The organism is Ensifer sp. D2-11 (assembly GCF_054161295.1).
The window spans coordinates 78,379-104,923 of sequence record NZ_CP096435.1 but is presented as its reverse complement, the minus strand read 5'-3'; the positions used below and the strand labels follow the sequence as shown (position 1 = coordinate 104,923).

The following is a 26,545-nucleotide window of genomic DNA, read 5'->3' as shown; positions in this document are numbered from 1 at the left end:
TACCAAGCCGGCGGGAGGCCGGCATGTCAGGGAGGAAGAAATGAGCAGTTTTCGACGGAAGTTGACGACTTCCGCTGTCGCGGCCATCTGCAGCTTGATCGCTTCCACAGCGGGTGCCCAGACCGTGTTGAAGGCGTCACACCAGTTCCCGGGGGGAAAGGGCGACATTCGCGACGAGATGGTGCAACTGATCGCCCGCGAGGTCGCCGCCGCCAATGTCGGCCTCGAAATCCAGGTGTTCCCGGGGTCGTCGCTCTACAAGCCGAACGATCAGTGGAATGCGGTCACACGTGGCCTGCTCGATATGACTTCGTTCCCCTTGGACTATGCTTCGGGCCGCCACCCGGAATTCTCCGCGACGCTGATGCCCGGCCTCGTGGGAAATTTCGATCGCGCCATGCGGCTTAATGATTCCGAGTTCATGCGGGACATTAAAAAAGTCATCGAGGATGCCGGCGCCTTGGTGATCGCCGATGCGTGGCTCTCCGGTGCCTTCGCCTCCAAGAAGAGTTGCATCACTTCCCCCGACACGATCAAGGGACAGGTGATCCGCGCCGCGGGGCCGGCCTTCGAGGAAATGCTCGTGGAAGCCGGCGCTTCGATCTCATCCATGCCTTCGTCGGAAATCTACACCGGCATGCAGACGGGCGTCCTCGATGCGGCGAACACCTCGTCGGCGAGTTTCGTGTCCTATCGCCTGTTCGAACAGGCGAAGTGCCTCACGGCGCCGGGAGAAAATGCCCTCTGGTTCATGTACGAACCGGTGCTGGTATCGAAGCGCATCTTCGATGGCCTGACGGAAGAGCAGCAAAAGGCAATCCTCGCTGCCGGCGAGAAAGCGGAAGTCTATTTCAACGAAGAGGTCCGCAAGGGCGATCAGGTCATGATCGACACCTACAAGAAGGCAGGCGTCGAAGTCGTCGAGATGTCGAAGGAGGATTACGATGCCTGGCTCGAGCTCGCCAAGGCGTCGTCCTACAAGAACTTCGCCGCCAACGTTCCCGGCGGCGACAAGCTGATCGAAAAGGCGCTCGCCGTGAAGTAAGGCGGACCGGCAGAACGGCGCGCTCCGGCGCGCCGTTCCCTTCAGCGCAACTCGGGGATGATCTGATGCTCAAGGCCTATTCACAGGCTGTCGGCAATGCTTCGCGTGGCCTTGCGGCCGTTGCGACCGCCCTGCTCATTGCGGCGATGCTCGTCGTCTGCCAGATGATCATGCAGCGCTATGTATTTCGCCAGGCGACGATCTGGCAGACGGATTTCGTCGTGTTTTCCGCAACCGCAGCCATGTTTCTCGGCGCGCCATACGTCTTGCTCAAGGGCGGCCATGTGGGCATCGACGTGGTCGAAATGGTGGTGGGGGACCGTACGCGATACGTTCTGCGCATTATTGCGGGCCTGCTCGGGCTCCTGTTCTGCGTCGTCATGCTGATTGCAACATGGATTCAGTTCCATGACGCGTGGGCGGGAAACTGGAAACACTCCAGCGTCTGGGCGCCGCCGCTTTGGGTGCCGCTCGCTGCCCTGCCAGTCAGCTTTGCCATGCTGTGCCTGCAATATGTCGCGCAGATTCTGACGCTCCTCACCGCCCCCGCAGCCCCGGCAGCCATGGGCCACGGCGCGAGCGAACCGGGTTCGGCCCCTGGCGCCGACCGTCATCCACAGGAGATCATTCAGTGAGCCCGACTGTCTCTGGACTGATGATCGTTGCGTGTCTTTTCGTGCTGCTGGCAACGGGGATGCCCATCGCCTTCGCCCTGGGCCTTGCCGCCTTCGCAGCGCTCTACATGCAAAGCGGCGCCGGCATTTTCTACGTGCTCGGCGATACGATGTTTTCCGGCATCGCCAATCTGGCCTATGTGTCGATCCCGATGTTCGTCCTCATGGGCGCGGCGGTCGCCTCTTCGCCGGCGGGATCTGATCTCTACACCTCACTCGACCGGTGGCTGAACCGCATCCCGGGCGGCCTCATTCTGTCCAATATCGGAGCTTGCGCCATCTTCTCCGGCATGACGGGCTCTTCGCCCGCGACCTGCGCGGCGATCGGCAAGATGGGCATCCCGGAAATGATGCGGCGCGGCTACCCCGCTTCGGTCGCGAGTGGCTCCATCGCCGCCGGCGGCACGCTGGGCATTCTCATCCCCCCTTCGGTGACGCTGATCGTCTACGGAATAGCGACCGAGACCTCCATCGGGCGGCTGTTCATGGCGGGGATTCTGCCGGGCATACTGCTGACGATCATGTTCATGACCTGGGCGGTCATCGATTGCAAACGCAAGGGCTACGAATTCGATGCACGCCTCGTTCGCTACTCGATGAAGGAACGGCTGGCCGGCCTTCCGCGCATCCTGCCGTTCCTGCTGATCATCGCCGGCACGCTCTACGTACTCTATGGCGGTATCGCCACGCCTTCGGAAGCAGCCGGTGCGGGCGCATTCCTGACATTGGCAGTCGTGATCGTCGCCTATCGCCTGTTCCGCTTTCGACCCGTCGCCGGCATCTTCGGGTCGGCAATGAAGGAAAGCGTCATGATCATGATGATCATGGCTGCTGCCGAGCTCTTCGCCTTCGCGCTGTCCTCGCTGTTCATCACGCAGACCGTCGCGGCCGCGATTGCGGATATGGAGGTCAACCGTTGGGTGCTGATGGCGGTCATCAACGTCTTTCTTTTGATCTGCGGCATGTTCCTGCCCCCCGTCGCCGTCATCGTGATGACCTCACCGATGCTCTTCCCGATCGTCACCCAGGCGGGTTTCGACCCTTACTGGTTCGCGATCGTGCTGACGATCAACATGGAGGTCGGCCTGATCACGCCTCCGATCGGCCTCAACCTTTTCGTCATCAATGCCATCGCGCCGCAGATTCCGACGAAGGACATTCTCTGGGGCTCACTGCCTTACGTGCTCGTCATGTTCCTGGCGATCATTCTCCTCTGCGTCTTTCCGGACATTGCGACGTGGCTGCCGAACCAGATGCTGGGGACCATCCAATGAACACCACGTCATTTTTCAGCGACATGCTGCAGAGCATTGCCGAGCGCGGCCGGCGATTCTTGTCGCTCGGTCCGGCCCGGAACGGCGATGTCAATCCGGTCGGCACCATGGAAGCGCTCTGCGACACGCTGCTGTCGAGCCGAGGCGAGGCGTCGGGCATGGCTCTGGCCAAGAACATTCTGGATCGCTGGCAAGGCTTCGATCAGGACAAGCGGCGCGATTTCATGGTCGCGCTGCTCTCTCGTTTCGGCCCTGATATCGAGCGACTGGAGCGGGCGATCGACGCCTATCGCGCCGATCCGACGCCGAAGGCGCTGCTGGAGATGAGCATGGCGGCAGAACCGCGCCGTCAAGAATTGATCCGCAGGCTCAATCTTGCGCCGAACGGCATAGCGACCCTCGTCCGCATGCGGGCGGACCTCCTTGAGCTCAAAGCCCAAATCCCCGATCTGGAGGCGGTCGACACGGACTTCGCGCATCTCTTCGGATCCTGGTTCAATCGGGGTTTCCTCGTGTTGCGGCCGATCAGCTGGTCGACACCGGCCGACATTCTGGAGAAGATCATTCGTTACGAGGCCGTCCACCATATCGGCGGCTGGGACGAGTTGCGCCGGCGGCTGGCACCGGAGGACCGGCGCTGCTTCGCCTTCTTCCATCCGCAGCTGGTCGACGATCCGCTGATCTTCGTTGAAGTTGCGCTGACACGCGAAATGCCTTCCAACATCGCGGACCTGCTGAAGGAGGATCGTGCTCCGATCCGCGCTACTGACGCGACGACCGCCGTCTTCTATTCCATTTCGAACTGTCAGGAAGGCCTCAGGGGCATCTCCTTCGGCAACTTCCTGATCAAACAGGTGGTGGAGGATCTGCGGCGCGACCTCCCTCGCCTCGACACCTTCGTGACGCTGTCGCCGGTGCCGGGCTTTGCCGATTGGTTGTCGCGCGAACGCCAGGCCGAAACGTCCAACGCCCTGTCCGCCGCCGACCGCATCAGGCTCGCGGCGCTCGACGAGCCTGATTGGGCCGACCAGCCGGAGACCGCGGCGGCCATCCAGCCGAGCCTGATGGCTGCGGCCGCCTGGTATTTCCTCAGGGCGCGCAATCGCAGCGGCAAGACAGTTGATCCCGTCGCCCGGTTCCATCTCGGCAACGGCGCGCGGCTCGAACGCATCAATTTCCTGGGCGACCGGTCCCAACGGGCGATGCGCCAGGCCCACGGGCTGATGGTCAACTATCTCTACAAGCTCGACGACATCGAGACCAACCACGAGGTCTTTGCGACTCGCGGCGAAGTCGTCGCCGCGCCCGCCATCCGCCGGCTGGTCCCGGCCGACAGGAGTTCACGCAGCCTCGTTCCGGTTCCGGACGTCTTCCTCCCGGACGTCCGATCAGCTGACGCACCAGGAAGGAAAGGCAACAAGGAGTTCACTTCATGAGCAACCATCTGTTCGACGCCATACGCCGGGCAGCGCGCCCCGACTCCGCCTTCATCCTGACGGCCGATGGCCGCGTCTGGACCTATGGCGACATGCTGGAGCATTCGGGCCGGATCGCTTCGGCGCTCGACACCCTCGGCGTGCGGCCGGGCGACCGGGTGGCGGTACAGGTGGAGAAGAGCCCCGAGGCGCTGATGCTCTACCTCGCCTGCCTGCGCGCTGGCGCGGTCTATCTTCCCCTCAACACGGCCTATACGCTTGCCGAACTCGACTATTTCTTCGGTGATGCCGAGCCGCGACTCATCGTCTGCGGGCCGGGCGCAAAGGAGGGGATCACGAAGCTTGCCGCCGATCGCGGCGCCGAGGTCGAGACGCTCGACGAAAAAGGTGGCGGCTCGCTGATCGACCTTGCCAGGGGCAAGGCGCCGGATTTCCCCGACGCCGATCGCGGCCCGGATGACCTCGCCGCCATCCTCTACACGTCTGGCACGACCGGGCGGTCCAAGGGCGCGATGCTGACGCATGACAACCTCCTGTCGAATGCCGCCACGCTCCGCGACCATTGGCGCTTCACGGCTAAGGACAGGCTGATCCACGCCCTGCCGATCTTCCATACGCACGGCCTGTTCGTTGCGTCGAACGTCGTTCTTCTCGCCGGCGCCTCGATGTTTTTCCTGCCGAAATTCGACGCGAACGAAGTCCTGCGTCTAATGCCGCAATCAACCGCAATGATGGGCGTTCCGACCTTCTATGTGCGCCTCGTTCAGATTCCGGGGCTGACGCGCGAGGCAACCGCCGGGATGCGGCTTTTCGTGTCGGGCTCGGCTCCGCTGCTTGCCGAGACCCACAGGACTTTCGCCGAGATGACCGGACATGCCATTCTAGAGCGCTACGGCATGACCGAAACCAATATGAATACCTCCAACCCCTATGACGGCGAGCGCATAGCCGGAACCGTCGGCTTCCCCCTGCCGGGGGTTTCGCTTCGTGTCGCCGATCCGGAGAGCGGTAGGCCGCTTCCGAAAGGCGAGACGGGGATGATCGAGGTGAAGGGCCCCAACGTGTTCAAGGGCTATTGGCGTATGCCCGAAAAGACGCAGGCGGAGTTCCGCGCCGACGGCTTCTTCATCACCGGCGATCTCGGCAAGATCGACGAGAGGGGCTATGTCCATATCGTCGGGCGCGGAAAGGATCTCGTGATTTCCGGCGGTTACAACATCTATCCGAAGGAGGTCGAAACCGAGATCGACCAGATGCCCGGCGTCGTGGAAACGGCAGTCATCGGGCTGCCGCATCCGGATTTCGGCGAAGGTGTCACGGCCGTGGTCGTCAGGAAGCCGGGTGCGGCGATCGACGAGCGTGCCATTCTCAATGGTCTGGAAGGTCGGCTGGCGCGCTACAAGCGGCCGAAACGGGTAATCTTCGTGGACGACCTGCCGCGCAATACGATGGGCAAGGTTCAGAAGAACGTGCTTCGCGAAACATATGCCCGTCTTTACGCAGGAGCCGAGGCGCGTGTTTAGGCGTCGCCCCCGCATGCCCGAGTGATCGGTTCTAATAGCTTAGAGCGGGATGCGGACGGAAACCGCACAGACTTTTCCTCATCTGCTCTACGAGATGGCGAGGATTTCGAGCTCCTGATCGCCGACACTCAGGACGTCCCCGACAGATTTGCCCATGAGAACCCTTGCCACCGGGGACATGTAGGAGATCGAACCGGCCTTGGGATCGGCTTCATCCTCTCCGACGATCCGATATTTCTGCACCCGCCCGTCATCACGGCTGAAGGTGACCGTGCTTCCAAAGGCGACCACATCAAATGAAGCCGGATCGGAGACAAGCTGAGCTGTTCGAACTCTTTCCGCGAAGTAGCGCAGATCACGCAAGGGGCCCGCGGCCTGCCGCCGCCGTTCGTTCACGTCCTCGATCGTGCTTGTGGCATCGTAGGCTTCGCGAGCCTGTTGGAGGTGCAATTCCAGAGCCTTCAATCCCGTTACCGTGACAAGGTTCGGATGGGGTGAGACCGGCCGGTCAGGCAGCAGTGTTTCAGCAGCCGTTTCGGCACTTTCTTCCTTGATGAAGGCTACGCTCATCGGCGAACTCCGCTTGGACGTGGCGCTCTCTCGGTACGGAGCGATCGCACTTTATTTTCTCGGAACTATATAGGGCGATGATAGGAGCCGACAGTGTCGACACATCGAGTTTCTGCTCCCAGACGGAATAGAAGCCTCGCCGTTCCGTTACTCCCGGGTCATTCAACGGGAGAAGCGGGATGTTAAGTTTCCTAAAGAAAGATCCGCAGGTCATTCAGTTTGTCTGCCATCCGGAAGACGACGGCGTCATCGCGCCGCCGGTACCGGCCAAATCGGTTCTGCCGGATTGGTTCCGCCGGCTGCCGGCGGTCGACAAAGGACACCTGTCGGCAATCAACAACGGTCTGACCGTCAAGCGCTGCATGCCCTTTCTCGATGCCATGACCACCGGCTGGATCCTGCCGATCGCCGCTACGGTGCGCCTTGACATCAAGGATGACGGCCGCAGCGTCGAGGCCGGCTGGGAGTTCGACCGGGTGATGGTCAGCAACCACGGCGCCCATCAGGTGGCGGGAAATCCGAAAGAGCCCTCCCCGCCCTGCAAGTTTCACAATTATTGGTCGATCCGCACGCCGCCCGGATGGAGTTGCCTGTTTCTGCCGCCGCTAAACCGCCCGGGACAGCCGTTTGAATGCGTGGCCGGGATTGTCGATACGGACAGCTATAGCGCTCATATCCATTTTCCGTTCTTCGCGATGGCGCCGGATGGCCTACACGTCGTCGAAAAGGGAACGCCGCTTGTGCAGGTAATACCCTTCCGCCGTGCCGATGCGGCAGTCACGGCAGAAATCCGCGCGGAGACCCGCGCGGAGGCTGTTGAGCGCGAGATGATCCACCGAAACACCATCGCCGCAGAAGGCTGGTACCGCAAGTCCGCGCGCGCCGCTCGCTAGAGCACTTCCAGGCAAGTGGGTAACGGTTTTCCGTCCGGAGGTGCGTAGTTCCAAAGGGTAGAGCGTTTCACCGTTTCAGTGAGACAGTGAAACGCTCTAAACGGTCCGGTCAAAGAGAGCGGGGGCCGGAATGTCCGGCCCCCGCTCTCTTGTCGCAGCTTCAACTTTCCCGCAACCTCAGCGCCCTGTGTGCCACAGCTTGCCCGGACGGTACGTCCGGTCGGAACGGTTCGAGCTCGAGTTGGACGAACGGTTCGAGGATGAGTTCGACGAGCTGTTCGAGGATGAATTGGAGCTCGAATTCGAGGAACTGTTGGACGACGAGTTGGAACTCGAATTGCTCGAGGAATTCGAACTCGAATTGGATGAGCTGTTGCCGGCGACTATGATCTCGCCGTCGGTCCGGCCGGTCGTCTGGGCGGATTGCGTCGAAGCGCGATCCACGCCGGGAAATGAGGAGGCATATTCCCTTGCTTCGGCGGCAGAGCCCACGAATGCCGCCAGGCTGGCGGCGATTGCCTTTTTCGTCCAGTTCTTAGTCATCTCATCTACTCCTTATGAAAACCGGACCGGTTCTTCGGTCCGCAGGAGTAACGGGCGGTGAGCGCCTCTATTCCATGATCGCAATTTTTGATGCACTTACGGTTGCGCACCTCGGAGTTCGCCGAGGGCTCTAGCCTCTTCCGCTGCCTCGAGCGGCGCCCCTGCATCAATCGCGGTCAGGTAAGCGTCAAGCGTTTCCGTTGAAGATGCAGGAGCATAGCCGCCGCTGGCTCCGGGTGCGATGACGGCGAAAGTCACGCGCCACTCTGACCCGGCGCGGCAGGCAACCGAAATCACTGTCGAGCGATCGTCCGAGTCCAGCTCGAACTCGCGGCACAGCGCCTGCGCACTGTCACGGAATGTCGCGATCGCCCGGAAACGTTGGTTGGAACCCGGCAACCGCCGTTCCTCACCTGCGGCGACTGTGGCGAGCGCCTCGTCAAGCGCAGGACTGCCGATGGCGGCCACGCGCAAACCACCCTCGATCGGCGCCTCGACACTTCCCCGCAGCAAGTATCCGCCGAACCCCGCAACGACAGCCGCCAGAGAGGCGGCGACGGGAGCGAGCCATCGACTTCTGCGAGACTCGTTCGCAGCGCGGCGCGGGAAGGGCAGGATGCCAGTGCCCGAAACAGCAGGTGGCGACGTCTTCTCCGTCACCATTCTTTCGACGGCACGCTTGAGTGCGGAAGGTACCGGCTCATCGAGCAGCGGCTCCATAGCGGTCTTGGCCGCATGGCGCGTTTCGATGAAGAGCGCCAACCGCGCGACCAGCGCATCATCCGTTTCCATCGCCCGTTCTACTTCGGCGGTCGTCCCGGCGTCGAGCTCGCCGTCGGCGAACCGCATCAGTGTCTCGTCGGAGAAGTCCGTTCCTGTCATTCGTTTACGCCCTTCATTGCCTGAGAACGTCCGGTCGTCTGTGTTATTCCGGCAGCCTCGGCCAAACTCTTGCGTGCCCTCGCCAGGCGGCTCATGACCGTACCGATCGGAATGCCCATCACATCGGCCGCTTCGCGGTAGGATAGCTCCTCGACGCAGACCAGAAGAACCACCTCCCGCTGCTCGTCCGGCAATTCGGTGATCGCCTGCGCGACGGTCTTGAGGGTCAGCCGCGCTTCGGCTTCACGCTCGCCGGATGAACCGGCGATGTCATGACGCTCGGTGATATCGTCCTGCACGCCTGCGGTCTTCTGTCGGCGCAGCTGATCGATCCAGAGATTGCGCAGGATACGGAATATCCAAGCGTCGAAGCGCGTGCCCGGCTCGAAGCGCTCGGCACTGGCGAGTGCCCGCTCGCAGGCCGCCTGCACAAGATCATCGGCGACATCACGAGAGCCGCAAAGCGAGATGGCGAAGCGGCGCAGATTGGGCAGGAACGCCATGAGGCGTTCGCCGACATCCTTCACCGCATTGCTCATGTCCCGAAACTCCGCAATTTGGGCTAGAAGAGGGAATAGACCGACGACTCAGCCGTTCTGACACAATCTACAGGTAGCGGTCTCACCGTCCAAGGAATGCGCTATCCTCCTCATTAGCCTGAACTAGCCGATCGAGGTTCTCGGATGCTGACCACGTTGAAACTGGCTCTGATCGCTCCCATTGCTGCAATCGCACTCGTATCGGGCGACATCCTGGCTCCCGGGAACATTATTGTGCGTGACGTGCTCGGATCCGGTCCCGCCCTGGCCGATGATGACGACGACGACGACGGTGGGAGTGGCGGCAACCGCGGCTCGGGCGGTTCCGGTCGCTCCGGCTCCTACGGCGCCGGCGCCGGATGGAGTGGCGGCAAGAGCCTGTTTCCATTCCGAGAGTTCCTGCCACGTCGGAGCACCCCGCGGCGCTCGCGCGCAGCCGCACCCGCCGCACCGACACGAGCGCCCGATGAGATCGTCGGACTGGGTTTCAGCCCGACGGAACTCGGCCAGTTGACGGCCGCGGGCTTCGAGGTCCTCGAACGAAACACGATGGCGTCATTCAGCGCCGAGGTGATCAAGCTTCGCATCCCCCAAGGCCTGACACTGGAAGCCGCTCGGCAGCAGGCACGCGGCGTGGCCCCTCGAGCGGTGATCGACTTCAACCATTATTTCCGGCCGGAGCAGCATCCCGATGCCCCGTGCATCGCAAGCGACTGCCTGGCACGCGACATGATCGGCTGGCCCTCGGCTCAATCCTGGCCTAGCACTTGCGCGGCCGGCGTGCGTATCGGCCTTGTCGATACGGCGATCAACCCCGATCACATCGCATTCGAGGCTCGCAACATAGAGATCATCCGCCTCGTCGACGACGAACTGCCGGAGTCCGGCAGGCAGCACGGCACCGCTGTCGCGGCTTTGCTCGTGGGCTCAGCCACGAGCCGTACGCCGGGCCTGATACCGGGTGGCAAGCTCATCGCCGTGGACGCGTTTCATCGGGCGGGGCGGCAAGACGACCGCTCCGCCGCCTTCGATCTGGCGCGCGCACTCGACCTCCTCGCTGGGCGTCAGGTTCAGGTCATCAATCTCAGCCTTGCCGGCCCGCCCAATCTCCTGCTCGAACAAGCGGTAAAAAAGGCGGGGGAGCGCGGGATCATCATGGTCGCCGCCTCGGGCAATGACGGTCCGAGAGCCGAGCCCGTCTATCCGGCTGCCTATGAAGAGGTCATTGCCGTCACCGCGACCGACAGACGCAAACGGCCTTACAGGCGCGCCGGACGCGGGGAGCATATCGACTTCGCCGCCCCTGGCGTGGCGGTCTGGACAGCAGCCTCGGTCAGCGGCGCGCGTCCGAAGACGGGAACCTCTTTCGCCGCCCCCTTTGTGACCGCGGCTGTGGCGATGATGAAAGCATCTGAACCGGAGCTCGCTCCGGAAATCCTCCGCGACAGGCTGACCGGACACGCCGAAGATCTCGGAGATCCGGGAAAGGATCCTGTCTTCGGCTGGGGCCTGTTGAACGCGCGAGCGATTTGCAAGACGAAGTCCTGAGCTAAGCAGCTTCGTCCGGTGCAAGACGTGCATGGGAAGGGCCAAACCCATCGGCCGGCCACTCGCAACAGCCGCGCCATCGGCGCTGCGTGAAGACGCTGCAGCGTTGCGAGGTCGATGTGCCCAGCTTTTCTTGCGGGCGCATTGAATACTTCGTGATCCCGTGCGACTTTCGAAGCCCATAATGGGAGCCTCTTCCGTGAGATAGCTCTAGAGCGCGTCCGATGAAAGCGGAATCGGCGTGAGGATTCCTTTTCAGAGCGTTCTGTGATTCCCTCCTCCTGTCTTTGATTTGTCGGAGGGAACATGGCCCGAGCATTGAGTGATGATCTTCGCCACCGGGTTCTGGCTGCGTCGGCTGGTGGGATGTCCGCACGGTCGGCTGCAGCGCGGTTCGGGATCGGGATTTCAACGGCGATTGCCTGGATCGCGAGCGCTCGGCAGGGTCAGGTGAGCGCTGCCAAGCAGGGTCGACCTGGAGGTTCCCGTCTCGACGATCATGAGGCTTTCATCATCGGCATGATCGAGGCGTCGAAGGACATCACGCTGAACGAGATGGTTTTGCGTCTGGAAGAGGACCGATCCGTCTCTATCGGCCGCAGCACCCTCGACGTCTGGCTGCGCAAGCGCGGCTTCACATTCAAAAAAAGACCGCACATGCATTGGAGCAGGAGCGGCCAGACCTCCTGAAGCGGCGTCAGGACTGGTTCGATGCCCAGCTTGATCTCGATCCAGCCCGCCTCGTCTTCATAGACGAGACGGGTCTTTCCACGAAGATGTCCCGGCTTCGCGGTCGCGCGCCGCGCGGAGAGCGTTGCCGATCGGGCGTTCCGCACGGCCATTGGAAAACTACGACGTTCACCGGGGCGCTCAGGCTCTCCGGCATGACCGCGCCGATGGTCCTTGACGGGGCGATGAATGGAGTGGCTTTCCGGGCCTATGTCGAGCAGGTTCTCGTGCCGACCCTCACGCCCGGCGACATCGTCGTCATGGACAACCTGCCGGCCCACAAGGCGGATGGCATCCGACAGGCCATAGAAACCGCCGGCTGCACGCTGCTCTATCTCCCGCCCTACAGCCCCGACTTCAACCCGATCGAAAACGCCTTCTCAAAGCTCAAGGCGCTTCTGCGGGCACGGGCCGAACGCTCCGTCGACGCCCTGTGGAACACCGTTGGCGACATCGTCAAACTCTTCGAGCCGCAAGAGTGTGCGAACTACTTCGCAGCAGCAGGATATGACCCGGTTTAAAGTGGACGTGCTCTAGGTTCACTGGTGGCCGGGCGGGTGATTTCCCAATGTCGGCCGGTTGCGGCTCAAAGCCGAATGTTCCAAAGCGAAAGGACCACGCAATGGCGAAGAATACGATTTGCCTCTGGTACGATAAGGACGCCGAGGCTGCCGCCCGCTTTTACTGCGAGATCTTTCCTGACAGCATGGTGAGTGCCGTACACCGCGCACCCGGTGACTACCCCGCAGGCAAAGAGGGCGACGTATTTGACGGTCGACTTCACCGTTGCGGGCATTCCCTGTATCGGCCTCAACGGGTGTCCCGCGTTCAAGCACAACGAGGCCTTCTCGTTCCAGATCGCCACCGCCGATCAGGAAGAGACCGATCGCTACTGGAATGCCATCGTCGGCAATGGCGGCCAGGAAAGCGCCTGCGGCTGGTGCAAGGACAAATGGGGGATTTCCTGGCAAATCACGCCCCGCGTGCTAACTGACGCGATGGCGGCTGGCGGCGACGAAGCAAAGCGCGCGTTCACGGCGATGATGGACATGAGAAAAATAGACGTCGCTGCTATCGAGGCGGCGCGGCGTGGTTGATGCTCCACCGAGGCTGCGGCCCAGTTTGCGGCAAGAGTGCGTCCGCGTGTCCCTGGTGCAGACGCTCGGACCGGCAGCTAGAAGGAGGTTCCTTGAGCCTTGTCTGTGCCAAGAAGCTGACGAAGTGAATTCTTCGACATAGGCCTGGACAAATGGAAGCCCTGCAATTCGTCACAGCCAAGCTTGCGCAGGATCTCGCTCTGCTCCTCGGTCTCCACGCCTTCGGCGGTGATGCGCAGGCCTTTCGCATGTGCGACGCCGACGATGGACTCCACGACCGCCACACCGCCACCGGGCCGGTCGAAAGCGTGGACGAAAGAGCGATCGATCTTGATCCGGTCGACCTCCAGGCGCTGCAACCGCCCGAATGAGGAGAAGCCCGTACCGAAATCGTCAAGTGCGAACTTGACGCCGAACTCGCGTAGCGCCGTGATGTTTTTTTCGCAGACGCCGGCTTCGTCAAGGAGAGCCGTTTCGGTGATCTCGAGCTCCAGTCTCTGCGGCTCGATCCCGAACTGCCGCAGCAGTGAGAGAACTTGAGCAGCATAATGTCGTTGTCCAAGCTCGACCGCGGAGACGTTCACTGCAATGTCGAGGCCCGGAAATTCACGCGCGGTAGAACAGGCTTCCTTCAGCACGAAGGCGCCGAGCCGATCGATAAGGCCGGCAGCCTCCGCAAGCGGAACGAAGGCATCCGGTGCTACGTTGCCTTTGCTCGGGTGCCGCCAGCGAATAAGAGCTTCCAGCGAGCTTATCTCGTGGGACTGCGCCGAATATACGGGCTGGTAGAAGACTTCGAGCTGATTGCCTGCATCCAGCGCCGCTCGCAGATCCTGTTCCAGATCCCGCTTCGTCCTGATCAGTTCGTCCATGTGAGGGCCAAACACTGCGTACCGGTTCCGCCCGGCCGATTTGGCGTGGTAGAGCGCGATATCGGCCTTCCGCGTGATCTCGACGGGATCGGCGCCATTCCCGGTCGCGACGGCCACACCTATCGAAAGCCCGATGAGAATGGGCTGTCCGTCTATCTCGAAAGGCCGGCGGATTGCAGCGATCAGCGAGTCACAGAGCTTCTCCACCTGGTCGTGGCGGGTGCGTTCGACGACGATGGTAAACTCATCACCGCCAATTCTGGAAATAGCAGCACCAGCAGCGGTTTCCTCAAGCCGCTTCGCGACCTCGACCATCAGCCGATCGCCAACGGGATGGCCGAGTGTGTCGTTCACTTGCTTGAAGCGGTCGAGATCGAGGTACAGAAGAGCATTAGTCTGGTCGGCTGTCGACGTAGCGACGACCCGCGCCAGCAACCGGTTGAAAGACGCACGGTTGGCGAGCCCGGTCAACGGATCGTGACGCGCCAGATGGTTGAGTTCTGCCTGGCTTTCCTGCAGGCGTCTCGACCGCCTCCGCAGGACGATACTGAGCGCGCTCGTGAGGACAAAGAGAAGGGCACCGGCGACCAGAAGCACCGGCGCCGTGGCCTTCATCACATCGGCACCGGGCCTGAACGGGAGCCATGAAAAATATCCTATCGTTTCTGCGGATGATGAAACGATCGGAGCATAGGAGCGCTGCCCACCGAGTTCGGGCAAAACGGAAAAGCGCAGGTCCTCAAAACCATAATCCTCACCGAGATGAGTGAGGAAACCGCCGTCAAGAAAACGGACCGCCAAGTGCAGAAATTCCCTACCGGGCTCCTGAACGATATCGCCGGTGTCCGACACGATGGGCTTCACGCTGACTACCGCCGGGCGGCCCCCGATGCGAACCAGATCGCTCTCGCCGATGGACAGCACCTGCTCGCTCGTTCCCCCCTCGTCGCCGGCTGCGAGCCTCTCTTGCAGCTTGGCGATGAGCGGCATGGCTTCGGGTTCTATCTTGCTGAAAGCTTCCTGCTCGTCGGTCTGGCCGGCAAGAAAGGCGTATAACGGCTTACGATCCGGACTGATCACGAATGCGCCATCGTGTCGGAAATAACTGTTCATCCAGCTACCCAGGTTGGAATCGACCCACCGCCGATCCCATTCCTGCGACACTTTTCTGACGGCGTCATCCCAGACGGTAACGCTCTCCTGATCATGGGCGATGCTGCCTTGCATCTTGGAGATGACAAGCTCGACGAGTTGTTGCTGCCGCTTCACCGCCACAGCGTCCGATTGCTGCGTCGACCAGCGGACGGCGAGGTATATGCCTCCCATCAAAGCCATTGCGATGGCCAAGGGCAGCATCCACCTGAAAACCGCGACTTTGCCATCCACCAACCGCATCCACACTCCTCCTGATAGGCTGCTCATCATTGAGCTGAACGTCTTAAAACCCCGTAAGCTCCGCACGCCGGCCGCATCTCATGATCTACTCCGCTTTGACCGTGCTTCCCCTATCCGCACGCTTGCTTTTCCGCATGGCATATCCGGGTGCGATCTTTGGATGGGCAAGTTTCAAAGACCGAGGCAATTCGTCCGAAAGCGCCTCGCGGACGGCATCCCCCATCCCGAATACCACGAAGTCCGCCTGCAACGATTCAATAAGTTGGTCTCTCTCGGTTGTTCCCGGTCGGCCATCCTCTTGCCACAGAACGATCCCGATGCGCGCCGCAGGCGCCATGCGTTTCAATCGACGCACGGTAAACTTGGCATGTCTCATGAAATCCCGGTCGAGAACGCTCAGGACGACCGCGTTGCGCCCCTCTAGCTTCAAAGCCTTTATATTGCCCGCCTTGAGGACTTCATGACCGGCGTGGGCCGCATCGGCGCCCTGAATCCAAAGGGTTTGGGCGAGCATCGATGCGGTAACGTCATCGAGATCACTGCGCCCTCCGACGCAAAGGATGGACTTCCCGTCGCCGGGGGGAAGATCATATTCGTCTGCATCACCATCACCATCACTTTCCTGCGCTTCCGCGCCTGTTTCCTCCTCCCCTTCCTCTTCGCCGGCAATCTCCTCGAGATTGGCGATGAGGGTGTTCGCACTCTGGGCAATCTGAGCCGCCTGGGCATTCGTCAGGGCGCCCCGTGCGCGGTCCCGCTCTGCCAGGAGCAGTGCGGGGATAGCAACCGTGTCGTAGAACTCGACGAGATACTTCTCCTCCAGCATGTCTTCCGCATTGTCCGTCGCCTCATCCGGATCTCCGGCGAGCAGACGCTGATAGAGGCGCTCCTTCGGATCGAGCACGGGTTCATTGCCCAGCAGAATCTCCAGAAATTCGAACTGCGGGACATGACGACCGAGAACGACAAGGCACACGGTGAGCGGCGTCGACAGCACCAATCCGACCGGCCCCCAAAGCCATGCCCAGAAGATCGCCGCGACGATGATCGCAAGCGGCGACAGACCGGTGCGGGAACCGTAAAGCCAAGGCTCGACGACATTGTTGCTCAAGAGTTCTAGTACAATGAACAAGGCTGCCGTCCAAACGAGCAGGCTCCATCCAGGTGCCGCGGCAAACGCGAGGAACAACGGCAGAGCCGCGGCGATCACAGGTCCGATATAGGGGACGAAGCGCAGTACGATGGCGAGCATCCCCCAGAGGACCGCATTGGGGATACCGAGCAGCGACAGGCCGATGGCCAGCGGAATGCCGTAGGTGATGTTGACGACCAACTGCATGAGCAGATAACGGCCGACGCGAGCGCCCGCGTCCTGAAGTGCTTCGGTCGTTCGATGCAGGTCACCGTAGCCCACCAGCCGAATGAAACGGTCGCGCAGTTCCTCCCTCTCGAACAGCATGAAGATGACCACGACGATGACGAGGCCGGTCGTGGCCAACGGGCCAAGCAGAGGATTGATGATATTCTTCAGTGTCTCGATGGGACGTTGTGGGGAAAAAATCTCCACGAGTAGCGGCTTGGGCTCCGGCGCCGGTTCGGGAGAGGCGCGCATCTCGGGTTCGGGCCGGCTGATCTCCGTGCTGATCCTCTCTATCACGCGGCCAATGCGTTCAAGGATCTGGCTTTCCGACCCGGTCTCCTTGAGGGTCCTGACCTTCTCGACGATGTTGTATTGATAGGTCGGCAGGTTCTGAGCCACCTCGCTCACTTGCATCGCTATGACCACGCCGAACGCAGACAGAAACAGAAAAGCCGCCGTAACCGTCCCGACGACGGCCACCGAACGGGGACAACCGACTCGACGCAGCCTCGAAACCAGCGGCGCGAGCGCAAAGGTGAGCAGAATGGCGATAGCCAGCGGCAGGAAGACGTCGCGGGCGAAATAGAGGACGGCAACCGTGGCAGCGGTTGCGACGAGGGTCGGTAGACGTGACGGCTGCGCCGCGGCTGCTGCGCCGCGCGCAAACGCGATTTGCTGTAGGCCGCCTGCGGCGGCTGCACGATCCTGGTCAATGCCACGCGAGAACTTCAGCACCGTACCCTCCACCACATCACTCAAACGGTCGCTTGAGCTGCGACCCAGGCAAGGAACCTTGTGCAAGAAGGTAGGGCAGTGTTTGACGCCGCCCACCAGCATGGCAAGCCCGAGCATCGCGCCGGGAACCATTCTCCGCCCGGCGGGTTTCTGCGACGGGGGATTAATCGCGGTCTTCTGAAGAGGTAACCACATGAAAAATATGATCATTGCCGCGGCAGCACTGATGAGCGCCGTGGCCACCACATCACTCGCGCAGACGACGCCCTCACCGGAAGGAGAAACGCCTGCAGTGGCAACGCCCGACACGCAGAACCCGACGGCACCGGTCGAAGGCGCAAACAGCTTCACTGAAGCGCAAGCGAAGGAACGGATCGAAGAGGCCGGATATACCGAGGTCAGCGGATTGAAGCTCGACGACAAGGGTGTGTGGCAGGCAACTGCGATGAAGGAGGGCAAATCCGTTTCGGTCGCTCTCGACTACCAGGGCAACGTAACAGCGCAGTAGTCCACAGACTTCCAAAGGAAAAGGGAGAACGAATATGAGAACCGTAACAGGGCTCTTTGACGACTATGCAGATGCTCGCGAAGCCGTAAGCGATCTGGAAACGGCAGGCGTTCCTTCAGACGACATCAGCATCGTCGCGAACAACACCGGCGATCGCTACTCGTCGGACGGCTCGAACGCGGCCGAAGGCGCCGGTGCCGGAGCTGGCCTTGGCGCTGCCGGAGGCGGCGTCGTCGGCCTTCTGACGGGGCTTGGCCTGATGGCCATTCCTGGAGTCGGCCCAGTGGTCGCTGCCGGGTGGCTTGCCTCCACTGCGGCCGGCGCGGCGGCCGGCGCAATCGCCGGGGGCGCAGCCGGTGGCCTGATCGGTGCACTGACCGATTCCGGGGTCGATGAAGAAGACGCCCATGTCTACGCCGAGGGCGTTCGCAGAGGGGGCACTCTGGTCACGGCAAGGGTCGAGGACAGTGTCGCACCCCGAGCAGAAGCGATCCTGAAACAGCGCAAAATCGTGGATCCTGCGGCCCGCAGAAGCATCTATGCCCAGGAAGGATGGTCGCGTTTCGACGAAAATGCCGATCCATACACGCTCGATCAGGTGGAACGCGAGCGTGAGCGGTACCGCGGCATGATGCCATAACGGCAGGGCTGACGTCCGCCGATGCGGGGCGCAACGACCGCCGGCCCTCGCAGCTATCTCCGCGGCCGTCGACCCAAAATCGGTAGTGCGCGCGCCCCATGTTTCTTCTGGGGCGTGCTCACTTGATCTTCAGAAGCAGCATCTTGCCGGCCATGGTAATGCCGTGAGCCGACTCGTCTGGCGGAACATCCGTATCGAGCGCCTTCACGAGCCTGTACTCGCGCAGCTCGTTCAGGGTCGCGGTCGTAAGGAACTTGATCTTTTGCGGCCGTTCCTTGAACCGGTCCTGTTTCGCATAGGTGACCTGGGCATTCAGGTGCGTCCATCTCTTCCCACCCTGGGGATGGACATCACCGTCCTTGGCGAGCTTCAGACCGCGGATCTGCGTTGGCGTCAATTCAATCATGTCGTCGTCTTTCGTCCATCTTCGGTAAGGGAGCGGCGCAGCGACCCTGCGGCGTCGTGGAATGAAACCAGCCTCCGGCGCCGGTCGTCCCAGAGCACGAGCCTGACGCATCTGAGGCTGTCCCACAGGGTGATCCGGCCGATGCCGGCAAGTTGCGGATGGTCACGCAGTACTTCCGGCAGACGGTAATAGGGAATCCGGCTGGACAGGTGGTGCACGTGATGAATGCCGATATTGCCGGTGAGCCACCGCAGCACCGGGGGAAGATCGTAATGCGAGGCGCCATGCAGCGCCGCTTGGGGAAACCGCCAATCCTCGCCCGCCGACCAGTGGGTCTCCTCGAACTGGTGCTGCACATAGAAGAGCCAAACGCCGGCTGCACCTGCGAGCAGCACGACCGGAAGATGGATCAGGAGAAACGTTCCCAACCCGACGGCCCACACCATCAAGCCGGCCAGCATGAAGATCGCAAGGTTCGTCGCCATGGTCGAAACCCAAGGCAGAGCACCCGAGTTCATCATCCCGAACGGCAGGCGTTGCTTGAACAGGAAGAGCCAGGCCGGCCCGATGCCGAACATGACGAGCGGGTGCCGGTACAGTCGGTAGCCGAGGCGCTTCATCGGCGAACGGGCACGGTATTCGGCAATCGTCAGCGTGGTGATGTCACCAACCCCGCGTTGGTCGAGATTGCCCGCAGTCGCATGATGGGCGGCGTGTCCACGCCTCCAATAGTCGTAAGGGGTCAGGGTCAGGACCCCGAGCAGGCGGCCGGTCCAGTCATCGAGCCCGCGACGGGCAAAAAACGAGCCGTGGCCGCAATCGTGCTGGATCATGAACAATCGGAGCAGGAAGGCGCTGGCAGGAAGGATTGCAATCAGCCCGGGCCAGAAGCCGTTGGCCAGCGAAAGGCAGGCCGCTGCCCAGAAGATGGCAAAAGGAACGAGAGTGACGAACAGTTCGAAGGCGCTACGCCCCAGACGGGGCTGCCGGTATTTCGCCAGCGTCTTCAACCACGCTCCAGCATTGTCTTCAACAAGTGAAGCGGGTGGATAGACATGTGCGCTCATTATAACCGGTCCGTTTTTCGCTCGCCCCGTGATCATCTGCCAGGGGAATGGACTGCGCCCGTGGAACGGGTGCAGGTGCTGAAGTATTAGGCCCGGCGGGCTTTGCGGGCCGCATAGCGGCGGTCGCGTTCGGCCTTGCGGGCCGCTTCGTCGGCGACGACACGCGAGACCCGATTGGCAATTTCTGCCTGGCGGGCTTCGGCTTCAGCCCTTTGCTCGGCCTCGGCAGCCGCGGCCAACGCAGCCGCTTCTGCCAGGATTCGCTCGTTCTCGGCTGTCTTCAGCGCTTCGCGCTCGGCGCGACGGGCATCCCTGGCACGGTTGGCCACTTCGCGCGCAGCCAGTTTTTCCTGCATTTCAGGGTCGGTCGGCTTGGGAGCGGATGCAAATTTTGTCAGAAGCTGGCGCTTTGCATCTGCTGCGGCATTGCGTCGTTCGGCAAAGCCGTTGTCGCTCGGGTGTCTCAATAGTTATTCCTTTGATATGGTTTGGTCGCGTAGAATGTCTTGAACGGGAAAAGGCCAGACATTTGCCTGGCCTCTTCGAACCTCTTGCCGCGATGCCAGTACATCCGTGGTCATCAGCGGCGAAAAAGCATCAGGCAGCGCGGAGCTGGCCTGCGGACATTTTGCCCGACTTGTTGTCGCGCTCGAGCTCGAAGCCGAGTTTCTGACCTTCGACAATCGAGTTCATGCCTGCGCGTTCAACAGCAGAGATGTGAACGAACACATCGGCGCTGCCGTCGTCAGGCTCGATGAAACCGAAGCCCTTGGTGGAATTGAACCATTTAACTGTGCCAGTGGTCATAACGAACCCTTTCTTAGCAACATAGATCACCGCTGGGCGACGCACAGCGGGGTTTCGACTTTTGAGAGAGGGAAGTTCGTCAAGAGACGCGCAAAGCGCAGCAAAACAAATATCGGCAAACAAAGTATCGATGTCCTCTCATAGACGGGAGCGGAGGCTATGTCAACTTTTTGTTTTCAGAAAAATCGAATACAATCTTTGGTAGAGAAATCCAAGCGGCGCGTTTCCTTCCCATCGGGTGCACCCGCGGCCAGGCCAAATGAGCTGAGTATACCCCTACGCTTCGAAGTGTTTTCAACTAAGGAACGTACGGATTCCTACTCTTCCTAGCTATTATCTTGCCGCGGAAAAAGGCAATTCAGGTCCGTCAAAATATTACTTGGTTTCTACCAGACAACAATTTGCGCAGATTGCAGGCACTAATTTCACGTCGTATTCCGCTGCGAATAATATTTCTTTGCACTCCTATTAATCGATTGCCGTCGATGCTATTTAGGAGTTGCAGCCGCCCTATACGCCGGTCGCAGAAAGAATCCCATGACATTTCGCCCGCTCCTCGACCGCGTCGTCATCCGACGCGCCGAAGGTAACATCAAATCCAAGGGCGGGATCATCATCCCCGACACCGCCAAGGAAAAGCCCCAAGAAGGCGAAGTGATCGCCGTCGGTCCCGGCTCCCGCGACGAAAGCGGAAAGCTGATCCCGCTCGACGTCAAGATCGGCGACACGATCCTGTTCGGTAAATGGTCCGGAACAGAGGTCAAGATCGATGGCGAAGACCTACTGATCATGAAGGAATCCGACATCATGGGCATCGTCGCGGACACCGTCGCGACCGCCAATGCTGCCTGATCCGTCGAATTCCGATCCCTTATCTCAAGCCCGAACTGGCCAAAGAAAATGTCCGCCAAACAAATCATCTTCTCCACTGATGCCCGCGATCGCCTGCTTCGCGGCGTGGAATTGCTCAACAATGCCGTCAAGGTGACGCTCGGCCCGAAGGGCCGCAATGTCGTCATCGACAAGTCCTATGGCGCTCCACGCATCACCAAGGACGGCGTCTCCGTCGCCAAGGAAATCGAGCTTGAAGACAAGTTCGAGAATATGGGTGCGCAGATGGTGCGCGAGGTAGCGTCAAAGACCAATGACCTTGCCGGCGACGGCACCACGACCGCTACCGTGCTCGCCGCGTCGATCTTTCGCGAAGGTGCGAAGCTGGTTTCGGTGGGCATGAACCCAATGGACCTAAAGCGCGGCATCGATCTTGGCGTTGCCGCCGTCCTCGCGGAAATCAAGGTGCGCGCCACGAAGGTCATCTCGTCGAGCGAGATCGCGCAGGTCGGCACGATTGCCGCCAATGGCGACGCCAGCGTCGGCGAAATGATCGCAAGGGCGATGGAGAAGGTTGGCAACGAGGGTGTCATTACCGTCGAAGAGGCCAGGACGGCCGATACCGAACTCGACGTCGTCGAGGGCATGCAGTTCGACCGCGGTTATCTTTCGCCGTATTTCGTGACCAATGCCGAGAAGATGCGCGTGGAACTGGAGGATCCCTATATCCTCATCCACGAGAAGAAGCTCGGCAACCTGCAGGCTATGCTGCCTATCCTGGAGGCCGTGGTGCAGAGCGGGAAACCGTTGCTGATCATCTCCGAAGACGTCGAAGGCGAAGTGCTGGCAACGCTCGTCGTCAACAGGTTGCGAGGCGGCCTGAAGATTGCGGCCGTCAAGGCGCCCGGCTTCGGCGACCGCCGCAAGGCCATGCTGGAAGACATTGCCGTTCTGACGGCCGGCCAGACGATCTCCGAGGATCTGGGCATCAAGCTTGAGAACGTCACACTCGATATGCTTGGCCGCGCCAGGCGGGTGCTGATCGAGAAGGACACGACCACAATCATCGACGGCTCCGGCGACCAAGCCTCCATCCAGGCGCGCATCAGCCAGATCAAGGCGCAGATCGAGGAGACGGCGTCCGACTACGACAAGGAAAAGCTGCAGGAGCGGCTGGCGAAACTCGCCGGCGGCGTTGCGGTCATCCGCGTCGGCGGCGCGACCGAGCTTGAAGTGAAGGAAAAGAAGGATCGCATCGACGATGCCCTGAACGCTACGCGCGCGGCGGTCGAGGAAGGCATCGTTCCCGGCGGCGGAGTGGCGCTGCTACGGGCAAAATCAGCCCTTGTCGGTCTCACCGACGAGAACGCCGACGTAGCCGCAGGCATCTCGATCGTGCGCCGGGCACTGGAAGCACCAATCCGCCAGATCGCCGACAATGCCGGTGTCGAAGGTTCTATCGTTGTCGGAAAACTCGTCGACAGCGAGGATCACAACCAGGGCTTCGACGCACAGACGGAAACCTATGTCGATATGATCAAGGCGGGCATCGTCGATCCCGCCAAGGTCGTGCGGACAGCCTTGCGGGACGCCGGCTCGATCGCGGCTCTTCTGATCACCGCCGAAGCCATGATCGCCGATATTCCCGAGAAGGGGTCTCCCCAAGGCACCGGAAACGGCGCCATGGGCAGTATGGGATACTGAGAGCAGTGCCTGAACCGTTCGGCCGGGTGGCCGGGCGGCGAAACGCGAACAACGACGGAGGGGGAGCTTCCAATGGCCATAGAGAACAGCAGCAAGACGTCAATCACCCAGCAATTCGACAGCTACAAGCCATCCAAGGCGATCCTCGTATGGGCATGCGCCGCCACGGCAGCCGCAACGATGATCGTCGGCTTCAACTGGGGCGGCTGGGTGACAGGCGGCACGTCCCGCACGGCGGCAGCGGCCGCAGCCGACATCGCACGCGGTGAACTGGCATCCGCCATATGCGTCGAGCGGTTTAACGCCGCGCCGGACGCGGCCGCAAAGCTGATCGAGTTCAAGGCAATCACCGACGGTTACAAGAAGCGTCAATACGTAGAGGCCGGCGGTTGGGCGACGATGCCGGGCCAGACCGCGCCCGACAGCCGCAGCGTTCAAGGTTGTGCCACCGCTCTGGCCATCTGAGCGCAAAATCTGAAAAGCGCTCCTGCGTTTGTTTGGAGCGCTTCAATCCGTCAGATCAGGAGAACGTCAAATGATCCGTTTCGAGAGAAAGCCCGACCCGCAGCCCTCGCTGAAGGAAGCCGAAACCAATCGTACCCAGCAAATAAGCAAAGCCGCGAAAGAAGAGAACAAGAAATCGGGCACAACGGGAGCGCCGCGTCGCGCGCCTCAAGCGGCTGATGACGACCGGCTCATTTGAGAGCATATTGGACGCACGGCCTGTTTCTCATCTGGCCCGCCCGTATGGCGGGCCAGCTTCATCAAATTCAACGTCAAGAGGATCGCATCGATGGCTAAAGGACAAGTGAGAGGCAACCGCGAGGCGCGGAAGCCGAAAAAGGAAAAGGCGCCGGTGAAGGTAGAGACGAGCTTCACCAACCAGCTCAAGAATGCCGAGAAAAGCAGCCCGCAGGGTGGCAAACACAAAGGCTGAGCCCAAGGCAACGGCGGGGGCGCTCAAAGACTTCGGAGCCGCGGGCAACGGCTATTTTGGCGCTGCGGCCGCGGTTTCGCCCGGGGGCAATATCCTGAACATAAAGGTCGATACCTTTTCCCCTGGCTTGAACGGGCCCGGCACCTGATAACTTACCGGCTTCAGGCTTTGAAGGAATGCTGCAATTGCGCCTGCGTCTTCTTTTGTGAGTTGCGCAAATGCGTGCCACGGCATAATCGGCGCCAGCATGCGGCCGTCGGGGCGCTGCCCGGTCTGAATGGCAGTCACGATCTGCTCCCTAGTCCAACTGCCGATGCCGGTCTGCTTGTCGGGCGTGATGTTGCGACCGACGAAAACACCCTCTCCGGGGATTTCGAACCCTACATCCGACCCGCCGAGAAAACGCGAGCTGTCCGGTTTTCCGAAAAAATATCCCGGTGTGTGGCAATCGTTGCAGCCGCCCATGGTGACGAGATATTCCCCCCGCGCAATTTCGGGATCGTCGGCAGCAACTGCCCCGAGCGGCTGTAGCCCAAAGGCAGAGGTGGCGAAACATGCGAACCCAACACACAACCGAAACATGCTTACCTCCCTGAGGCTCGCTGCTGAAGCAAACTGAATACCATAACGGAGTCGCGCTATATATTAGTTATTTGGAATTAACGGAAAATCGCCGAGCTTCGGTGAGGCTCGTGCCCGACGGAGGTCGCACTAATCGGCGACGACCCCTCGGAAAGTGCGGCCAGAGAGCGCTCCTGGGCCAGCGTCCTGCAGCGCCTTTGCGAAAACGATAGCGCGCAGCTCATATAGAGCGGGATGAGGAAAAGTGTGTGCGGTTTTCCGCCCGCATCCCGCTCCAACTTCTTGGAATCGATCACGTTCATGATTTTAGGTCGACCCGACCTAAAAACATCGTGATTTAATGCCGTTGGCCGATACGCGACAAGAGCGCCTGCTTCAATTGCCGGCGTACCTCATCAGGCTGTTCCGACAGCGCAGTCGCGATCGTTCTAAGCTCCCGTCTCAGCCCATAGAGCTGATCCAGCAGCGCAAGGATGATCGGCACAGCGTCATCGTTGACGTTCATGTCGCGCCGGAGCTCACAAACCAGTCGGATTCGAGCGACGTCGACGTCGTCAAATGAGGGCCCGCTCTCGCCTTGAGCCGGCACGATCCAGCCGCTTTGCACCCACTGGCGCAGCTGCCTGAGGGTTACAGCATCGAACTGATCAAGGACTTGCTTCTCCGTCAATTTCATGTGGCCCTCCGTAGAGCTTCGCGCGGGTCATAAGCGTGGCTCTGCCGCCAAGTTTCCATGAAACGCTCGAGATCGGGATCGGTCGCCGTCGGTAGAACGACCTTCAGCGTGACACGCTGATCCCCGGCGGGGCCGTGCTGAGACTTCACCCCTTTGCCCCTGAGACGCAGGATGTCGCCCGTATCTGAACCCTTGGGGATGGTCATCGATACGCGGCCGGAGATCGTCGGCACTTCGATCTTCGCACCAAGCACCGCTTCATAAAGCGTAATTGGCAGATCTATTTCGATGTCGTTGCCTTCACGGCGGAAGACCGAGTGAGAACGGACGCTGATTTCGATCAAGGCGTCTCCGGGCTCCCCGCCAGCAATCCCTGGCGCCCCCTTGCCCCTCAGCCGCAGCGTGCTGCCATCACGTGTGCCGGCAGGAATGGCCAAGTCGAGCGTGTTTCCGTCGGGAAAGGTGATACGGCGCCGGGCGCCGTTTACCGCGTCCAGGAACTCGAGTTCGAGTTGATAATGAAGGTCCTGCCCGCGCGCCTTGAAACGAGCCCCCGCCCCGCCCCGCCCGAAAAGATCCGCGAAGATGTCCGACACGTCTTCGAATTCGCCGGTTCCGCCCGCTGATCCATACCGCCGTGCGTGGCCCGCATCGGCATAGTGCCTGTAAAACTGCTGCTGCGGCCGTTCAGCCCCTGATGCATCGATCTCGCCCCGGTCGAACCGGGCCCGCTGCTCGGGATCGTTCAGCAGATGGTAGGCTGCGGAAAGCGCCTTGAACTTGGCTTCCACCTCCTTGTCGCCTGGATGCAGATCCGGGTGCAGCTCCTTTGCGCGCTTGCGGTAGGCCTTGCGGATCTCATCCGGTTTAGCGGTACGCGGAACGCCGAGTATCTGATAGGGATCATCAGTCACCGATCACCTCCATTTGACGTGCACGTCGACAGCACGGCTGCGGCAAGCTGCGCGTCAACACCTTCAGTTTAATTTAGCCCGCAGGAGAAGGTCCGCAAGATTGAGACGACGGCAGGGTAGCGGGTCGAAGGGCTCGGCGGCGGAGGAGTACAAGCCAAGCGACATCGCCCTCCTCAAGATCGATGCGGATAAGCTGACCGCTTACATTCGGCGATTGCGCCCGTTTTCCGGTCGCGAGCTCGCGACAAACATTGCGGACCGCCGCGTTCCAAGGTACCACAGGCGCACGCCGCGTTGACGTCCCCTAGCAATACAGCCGTATCACGGAATACTCACTGCGACTTGCTTCATCAAGACT

General features: G+C 61.1%; 28 protein-coding genes and 1 pseudogene. 17 read left to right on the top strand and 12 right to left on the bottom strand.

All coding sequences use genetic code 11. The features are described 5' to 3' along the window. Positions 1 to 40 precede the first annotated feature (40 nt). The 5 genes from M1D34_RS26065 to M1D34_RS26045 all read left to right on the top strand — a co-directional run bounded on the left by M1D34_RS26065 (position 41) and on the right by M1D34_RS26045 (position 5,952). Positions 41 to 1,045, top strand: coding sequence for a TRAP transporter substrate-binding protein (locus tag M1D34_RS26065; RefSeq protein WP_498785404.1), 1,005 nt, complete (start codon positions 41 to 43; stop codon positions 1,043 to 1,045). Positions 1,046 to 1,110: 65 nt separating this feature from the next. Continuing rightward, positions 1,111 to 1,680, top strand: a complete 570-nt coding sequence (locus tag M1D34_RS26060; protein WP_498785402.1) for a TRAP transporter small permease subunit — start codon at positions 1,111 to 1,113, stop codon at positions 1,678 to 1,680. Next, positions 1,677 to 2,993, top strand: coding sequence for a TRAP transporter large permease (locus M1D34_RS26055; protein ID WP_498785400.1), 1,317 nt, complete (start codon positions 1,677 to 1,679; stop codon positions 2,991 to 2,993). The genes M1D34_RS26060 and M1D34_RS26055 overlap by 4 nt, the downstream gene beginning before the upstream one ends. Beyond that, a complete protein-coding gene (locus M1D34_RS26050; protein ID WP_498785398.1) occupies positions 2,990 to 4,429 on the top strand; it encodes a malonyl-CoA decarboxylase in 1,440 nt (479 codons plus the stop codon). Before M1D34_RS26055 ends, M1D34_RS26050 begins: the two co-directional genes overlap by 4 nt. Continuing rightward, positions 4,426 to 5,952, top strand: a complete 1,527-nt coding sequence (locus M1D34_RS26045) for a malonate--CoA ligase (RefSeq protein WP_498785396.1) — start codon at positions 4,426 to 4,428, stop codon at positions 5,950 to 5,952. The genes M1D34_RS26050 and M1D34_RS26045 overlap by 4 nt, the downstream gene beginning before the upstream one ends. 87 nt (positions 5,953 to 6,039) lie before the next feature. On the opposite strand, the gene greA is transcribed toward M1D34_RS26045, so the two are convergent. Next, on the bottom strand, positions 6,040 to 6,522 hold the full coding sequence (greA, locus tag M1D34_RS26040; protein WP_498785394.1) for a transcription elongation factor GreA: 483 nt from the start codon (positions 6,520 to 6,522) through the stop codon (positions 6,040 to 6,042). 179 nt (positions 6,523 to 6,701) lie between these two features. Here greA and M1D34_RS26035 point away from each other — a divergent pair, with 179 nt between their 5' ends. Beyond that, on the top strand, positions 6,702 to 7,415 hold the full coding sequence (locus M1D34_RS26035; RefSeq protein ID WP_498785393.1) for a DUF6065 family protein: 714 nt from the start codon (positions 6,702 to 6,704) through the stop codon (positions 7,413 to 7,415). A 130-nt stretch (positions 7,416 to 7,545) separates the two neighbouring features. After that, complete coding sequence (locus M1D34_RS26030; RefSeq protein WP_498785391.1) at positions 7,546 to 8,019, top strand: hypothetical protein; 474 nt, start codon at positions 7,546 to 7,548, stop codon at positions 8,017 to 8,019. A gap of 35 nt (positions 8,020 to 8,054) precedes the next feature. On the opposite strand, the gene M1D34_RS26025 is transcribed toward M1D34_RS26030, so the two are convergent. Next, positions 8,055 to 8,840 carry an anti-sigma factor family protein gene (locus M1D34_RS26025; protein WP_498785389.1) on the bottom strand — a complete coding sequence of 262 codons (786 nt, stop codon included), beginning with the start codon at positions 8,838 to 8,840 and terminating at the stop codon, positions 8,055 to 8,057. Beyond that, positions 8,837 to 9,379: an RNA polymerase sigma factor gene (locus M1D34_RS26020; protein WP_498785387.1), complete on the bottom strand. Its 543-nt coding sequence runs from the start codon at positions 9,377 to 9,379 to the stop codon at positions 8,837 to 8,839. The genes M1D34_RS26025 and M1D34_RS26020 overlap by 4 nt, the downstream gene beginning before the upstream one ends. A gap of 144 nt (positions 9,380 to 9,523) precedes the next feature. Here M1D34_RS26020 and M1D34_RS26015 point away from each other — a divergent pair, with 144 nt between their 5' ends. From M1D34_RS26015 to M1D34_RS26005, 3 genes and pseudogenes are all read left to right on the top strand, one after another. Beyond that, positions 9,524 to 10,927, top strand: a complete 1,404-nt coding sequence (locus M1D34_RS26015) for a S8 family serine peptidase (RefSeq protein ID WP_498785385.1) — start codon at positions 9,524 to 9,526, stop codon at positions 10,925 to 10,927. Between the two features lie 306 nt (positions 10,928 to 11,233). Beyond that, positions 11,234 to 12,177 (top strand): IS630 family transposase gene (locus tag M1D34_RS26010; RefSeq protein WP_498779537.1). Its coding sequence is split into 2 segments (ribosomal slippage): positions 11,234 to 11,570 and positions 11,570 to 12,177, totalling 945 coding nucleotides; the frame shifts between segments, so codons are not numbered across the junction. A gap of 101 nt (positions 12,178 to 12,278) precedes the next feature. Next, positions 12,279 to 12,753 (top strand): annotated as a pseudogene (locus M1D34_RS26005) (VOC family protein). A 77-nt stretch (positions 12,754 to 12,830) separates the two neighbouring features. Here M1D34_RS26005 and M1D34_RS26000 read toward each other — a convergent pair. Together M1D34_RS26000 and M1D34_RS25995 are read right to left on the bottom strand one after the other, a co-directional pair. Next, on the bottom strand, positions 12,831 to 15,020 hold the full coding sequence (locus tag M1D34_RS26000; RefSeq protein WP_498785383.1) for a putative bifunctional diguanylate cyclase/phosphodiesterase: 2,190 nt from the start codon (positions 15,018 to 15,020) through the stop codon (positions 12,831 to 12,833). Positions 15,021 to 15,105: 85 nt separating this feature from the next. Continuing rightward, positions 15,106 to 17,115 (bottom strand): AI-2E family transporter, encoded by a 2,010-nt coding sequence (locus tag M1D34_RS25995; RefSeq protein ID WP_498785381.1) that lies wholly within the window; start codon positions 17,113 to 17,115, stop codon positions 15,106 to 15,108. Positions 17,116 to 17,308: 193 nt separating this feature from the next. On the opposite strand from M1D34_RS25995, the gene M1D34_RS25990 reads away from it, so the two are divergent. After that, complete coding sequence (locus M1D34_RS25990; protein WP_498785379.1) at positions 17,309 to 17,623, top strand: PepSY domain-containing protein; 315 nt, start codon at positions 17,309 to 17,311, stop codon at positions 17,621 to 17,623. Positions 17,624 to 17,657: 34 nt separating this feature from the next. Further along, positions 17,658 to 18,263, top strand: coding sequence for a general stress protein (locus tag M1D34_RS25985; protein ID WP_498785377.1), 606 nt, complete (start codon positions 17,658 to 17,660; stop codon positions 18,261 to 18,263). Between the two features lie 118 nt (positions 18,264 to 18,381). Here M1D34_RS25985 and M1D34_RS25980 read toward each other — a convergent pair whose 3' ends face one another. The 4 genes from M1D34_RS25980 to M1D34_RS25965 all read right to left on the bottom strand — a co-directional run bounded on the left by M1D34_RS25980 (position 18,382) and on the right by M1D34_RS25965 (position 20,543). Continuing rightward, on the bottom strand, positions 18,382 to 18,669 hold the full coding sequence (locus M1D34_RS25980; protein WP_498785375.1) for a hypothetical protein: 288 nt from the start codon (positions 18,667 to 18,669) through the stop codon (positions 18,382 to 18,384). Continuing rightward, positions 18,666 to 19,736 carry a fatty acid desaturase gene (locus tag M1D34_RS25975; RefSeq protein WP_498785373.1) on the bottom strand — a complete coding sequence of 357 codons (1,071 nt, stop codon included), beginning with the start codon at positions 19,734 to 19,736 and terminating at the stop codon, positions 18,666 to 18,668. Before M1D34_RS25975 ends, M1D34_RS25980 begins: the two co-directional genes overlap by 4 nt. 86 nt (positions 19,737 to 19,822) lie before the next feature. Further along, on the bottom strand, positions 19,823 to 20,203 hold the full coding sequence (locus M1D34_RS25970; protein ID WP_498785371.1) for a DUF6481 family protein: 381 nt from the start codon (positions 20,201 to 20,203) through the stop codon (positions 19,823 to 19,825). A gap of 130 nt (positions 20,204 to 20,333) precedes the next feature. Beyond that, entirely contained in the window at positions 20,334 to 20,543 is a 210-nt protein-coding gene (locus M1D34_RS25965; RefSeq protein WP_003525310.1) for a cold-shock protein, read from the bottom strand. Positions 20,544 to 21,080: 537 nt separating this feature from the next. On the opposite strand from M1D34_RS25965, the gene M1D34_RS25960 reads away from it, so the two are divergent. The 5 genes from M1D34_RS25960 (at position 21,081) to M1D34_RS25940 (ending at position 24,015) form a co-directional block, all read left to right on the top strand. Next, positions 21,081 to 21,395 (top strand): co-chaperone GroES, encoded by a 315-nt coding sequence (locus M1D34_RS25960; protein ID WP_498785369.1) that lies wholly within the window; start codon positions 21,081 to 21,083, stop codon positions 21,393 to 21,395. A 48-nt stretch (positions 21,396 to 21,443) separates the two neighbouring features. After that, the gene (gene groL / locus M1D34_RS25955) at positions 21,444 to 23,078 is read left to right on the top strand and encodes a chaperonin GroEL (protein WP_498785367.1); all 1,635 of its coding nucleotides are present in this window, start codon (positions 21,444 to 21,446) and stop codon (positions 23,076 to 23,078) included. Positions 23,079 to 23,150: 72 nt separating this feature from the next. Next, the gene (locus tag M1D34_RS25950; RefSeq protein WP_498785365.1) at positions 23,151 to 23,543 is read left to right on the top strand and encodes a hypothetical protein; all 393 of its coding nucleotides are present in this window, start codon (positions 23,151 to 23,153) and stop codon (positions 23,541 to 23,543) included. A 70-nt stretch (positions 23,544 to 23,613) separates the two neighbouring features. Beyond that, positions 23,614 to 23,781, top strand: a complete 168-nt coding sequence (locus M1D34_RS25945; RefSeq protein WP_498785363.1) for a hypothetical protein — start codon at positions 23,614 to 23,616, stop codon at positions 23,779 to 23,781. Positions 23,782 to 23,871: 90 nt separating this feature from the next. Further along, the gene (locus M1D34_RS25940) at positions 23,872 to 24,015 is read left to right on the top strand and encodes a hypothetical protein (RefSeq protein ID WP_003525318.1); all 144 of its coding nucleotides are present in this window, start codon (positions 23,872 to 23,874) and stop codon (positions 24,013 to 24,015) included. A gap of 51 nt (positions 24,016 to 24,066) precedes the next feature. On the opposite strand, the gene M1D34_RS25935 is transcribed toward M1D34_RS25940, so the two are convergent. The 3 genes from M1D34_RS25935 to M1D34_RS25925 form a co-directional block, all read right to left on the bottom strand. Beyond that, on the bottom strand, positions 24,067 to 24,597 hold the full coding sequence (locus M1D34_RS25935) for a c-type cytochrome (RefSeq protein ID WP_498785360.1): 531 nt from the start codon (positions 24,595 to 24,597) through the stop codon (positions 24,067 to 24,069). A gap of 337 nt (positions 24,598 to 24,934) precedes the next feature. Beyond that, positions 24,935 to 25,273 (bottom strand): chaperone modulator CbpM, encoded by a 339-nt coding sequence (locus M1D34_RS25930; RefSeq protein ID WP_498785358.1) that lies wholly within the window; start codon positions 25,271 to 25,273, stop codon positions 24,935 to 24,937. Then, positions 25,270 to 26,187, bottom strand: a complete 918-nt coding sequence (locus M1D34_RS25925; protein ID WP_498785356.1) for a DnaJ C-terminal domain-containing protein — start codon at positions 26,185 to 26,187, stop codon at positions 25,270 to 25,272. The genes M1D34_RS25930 and M1D34_RS25925 overlap by 4 nt, the downstream gene beginning before the upstream one ends. Positions 26,188 to 26,545 lie beyond the last annotated feature (358 nt).

Coding starts and splice junctions, on each gene's coding strand:
- M1D34_RS26065 (WP_498785404.1), top strand. CDS start 41: ATGAGCAGTTTTCGACGGAAGTTGACGACTTCCGCTGTCGCGGCCATC.
- M1D34_RS26060 (WP_498785402.1), top strand. CDS start 1,111: ATGCTCAAGGCCTATTCACAGGCTGTCGGCAATGCTTCGCGTGGCCTT.
- M1D34_RS26050 (WP_498785398.1), top strand. CDS start 2,990: ATGAACACCACGTCATTTTTCAGCGACATGCTGCAGAGCATTGCCGAG.
- M1D34_RS26045 (WP_498785396.1), top strand. CDS start 4,426: ATGAGCAACCATCTGTTCGACGCCATACGCCGGGCAGCGCGCCCCGAC.
- greA (WP_498785394.1), bottom strand. CDS start 6,522: ATGAGCGTAGCCTTCATCAAGGAAGAAAGTGCCGAAACGGCTGCTGAA.
- M1D34_RS26035 (WP_498785393.1), top strand. CDS start 6,702: ATGTTAAGTTTCCTAAAGAAAGATCCGCAGGTCATTCAGTTTGTCTGC.
- M1D34_RS26030 (WP_498785391.1), top strand. CDS start 7,546: ATGTCCGGCCCCCGCTCTCTTGTCGCAGCTTCAACTTTCCCGCAACCT.
- M1D34_RS26025 (WP_498785389.1), bottom strand. CDS start 8,840: ATGACAGGAACGGACTTCTCCGACGAGACACTGATGCGGTTCGCCGAC.
- M1D34_RS26020 (WP_498785387.1), bottom strand. CDS start 9,379: ATGAGCAATGCGGTGAAGGATGTCGGCGAACGCCTCATGGCGTTCCTG.
- M1D34_RS26015 (WP_498785385.1), top strand. CDS start 9,524: ATGCTGACCACGTTGAAACTGGCTCTGATCGCTCCCATTGCTGCAATC.
- M1D34_RS26000 (WP_498785383.1), bottom strand. CDS start 15,020: ATGCGGTTGGTGGATGGCAAAGTCGCGGTTTTCAGGTGGATGCTGCCC.
- M1D34_RS25990 (WP_498785379.1), top strand. CDS start 17,309: ATGAAAAATATGATCATTGCCGCGGCAGCACTGATGAGCGCCGTGGCC.
- M1D34_RS25985 (WP_498785377.1), top strand. CDS start 17,658: ATGAGAACCGTAACAGGGCTCTTTGACGACTATGCAGATGCTCGCGAA.
- M1D34_RS25980 (WP_498785375.1), bottom strand. CDS start 18,669: ATGATTGAATTGACGCCAACGCAGATCCGCGGTCTGAAGCTCGCCAAG.
- M1D34_RS25975 (WP_498785373.1), bottom strand. CDS start 19,736: ATGAGCGCACATGTCTATCCACCCGCTTCACTTGTTGAAGACAATGCT.
- M1D34_RS25965 (WP_003525310.1), bottom strand. CDS start 20,543: ATGACCACTGGCACAGTTAAATGGTTCAATTCCACCAAGGGCTTCGGT.
- M1D34_RS25960 (WP_498785369.1), top strand. CDS start 21,081: ATGACATTTCGCCCGCTCCTCGACCGCGTCGTCATCCGACGCGCCGAA.
- groL (WP_498785367.1), top strand. CDS start 21,444: ATGTCCGCCAAACAAATCATCTTCTCCACTGATGCCCGCGATCGCCTG.
- M1D34_RS25950 (WP_498785365.1), top strand. CDS start 23,151: ATGGCCATAGAGAACAGCAGCAAGACGTCAATCACCCAGCAATTCGAC.
- M1D34_RS25945 (WP_498785363.1), top strand. CDS start 23,614: ATGATCCGTTTCGAGAGAAAGCCCGACCCGCAGCCCTCGCTGAAGGAA.
- M1D34_RS25940 (WP_003525318.1), top strand. CDS start 23,872: ATGGCTAAAGGACAAGTGAGAGGCAACCGCGAGGCGCGGAAGCCGAAA.
- M1D34_RS25935 (WP_498785360.1), bottom strand. CDS start 24,597: ATGTTTCGGTTGTGTGTTGGGTTCGCATGTTTCGCCACCTCTGCCTTT.
- M1D34_RS25930 (WP_498785358.1), bottom strand. CDS start 25,273: ATGAAATTGACGGAGAAGCAAGTCCTTGATCAGTTCGATGCTGTAACC.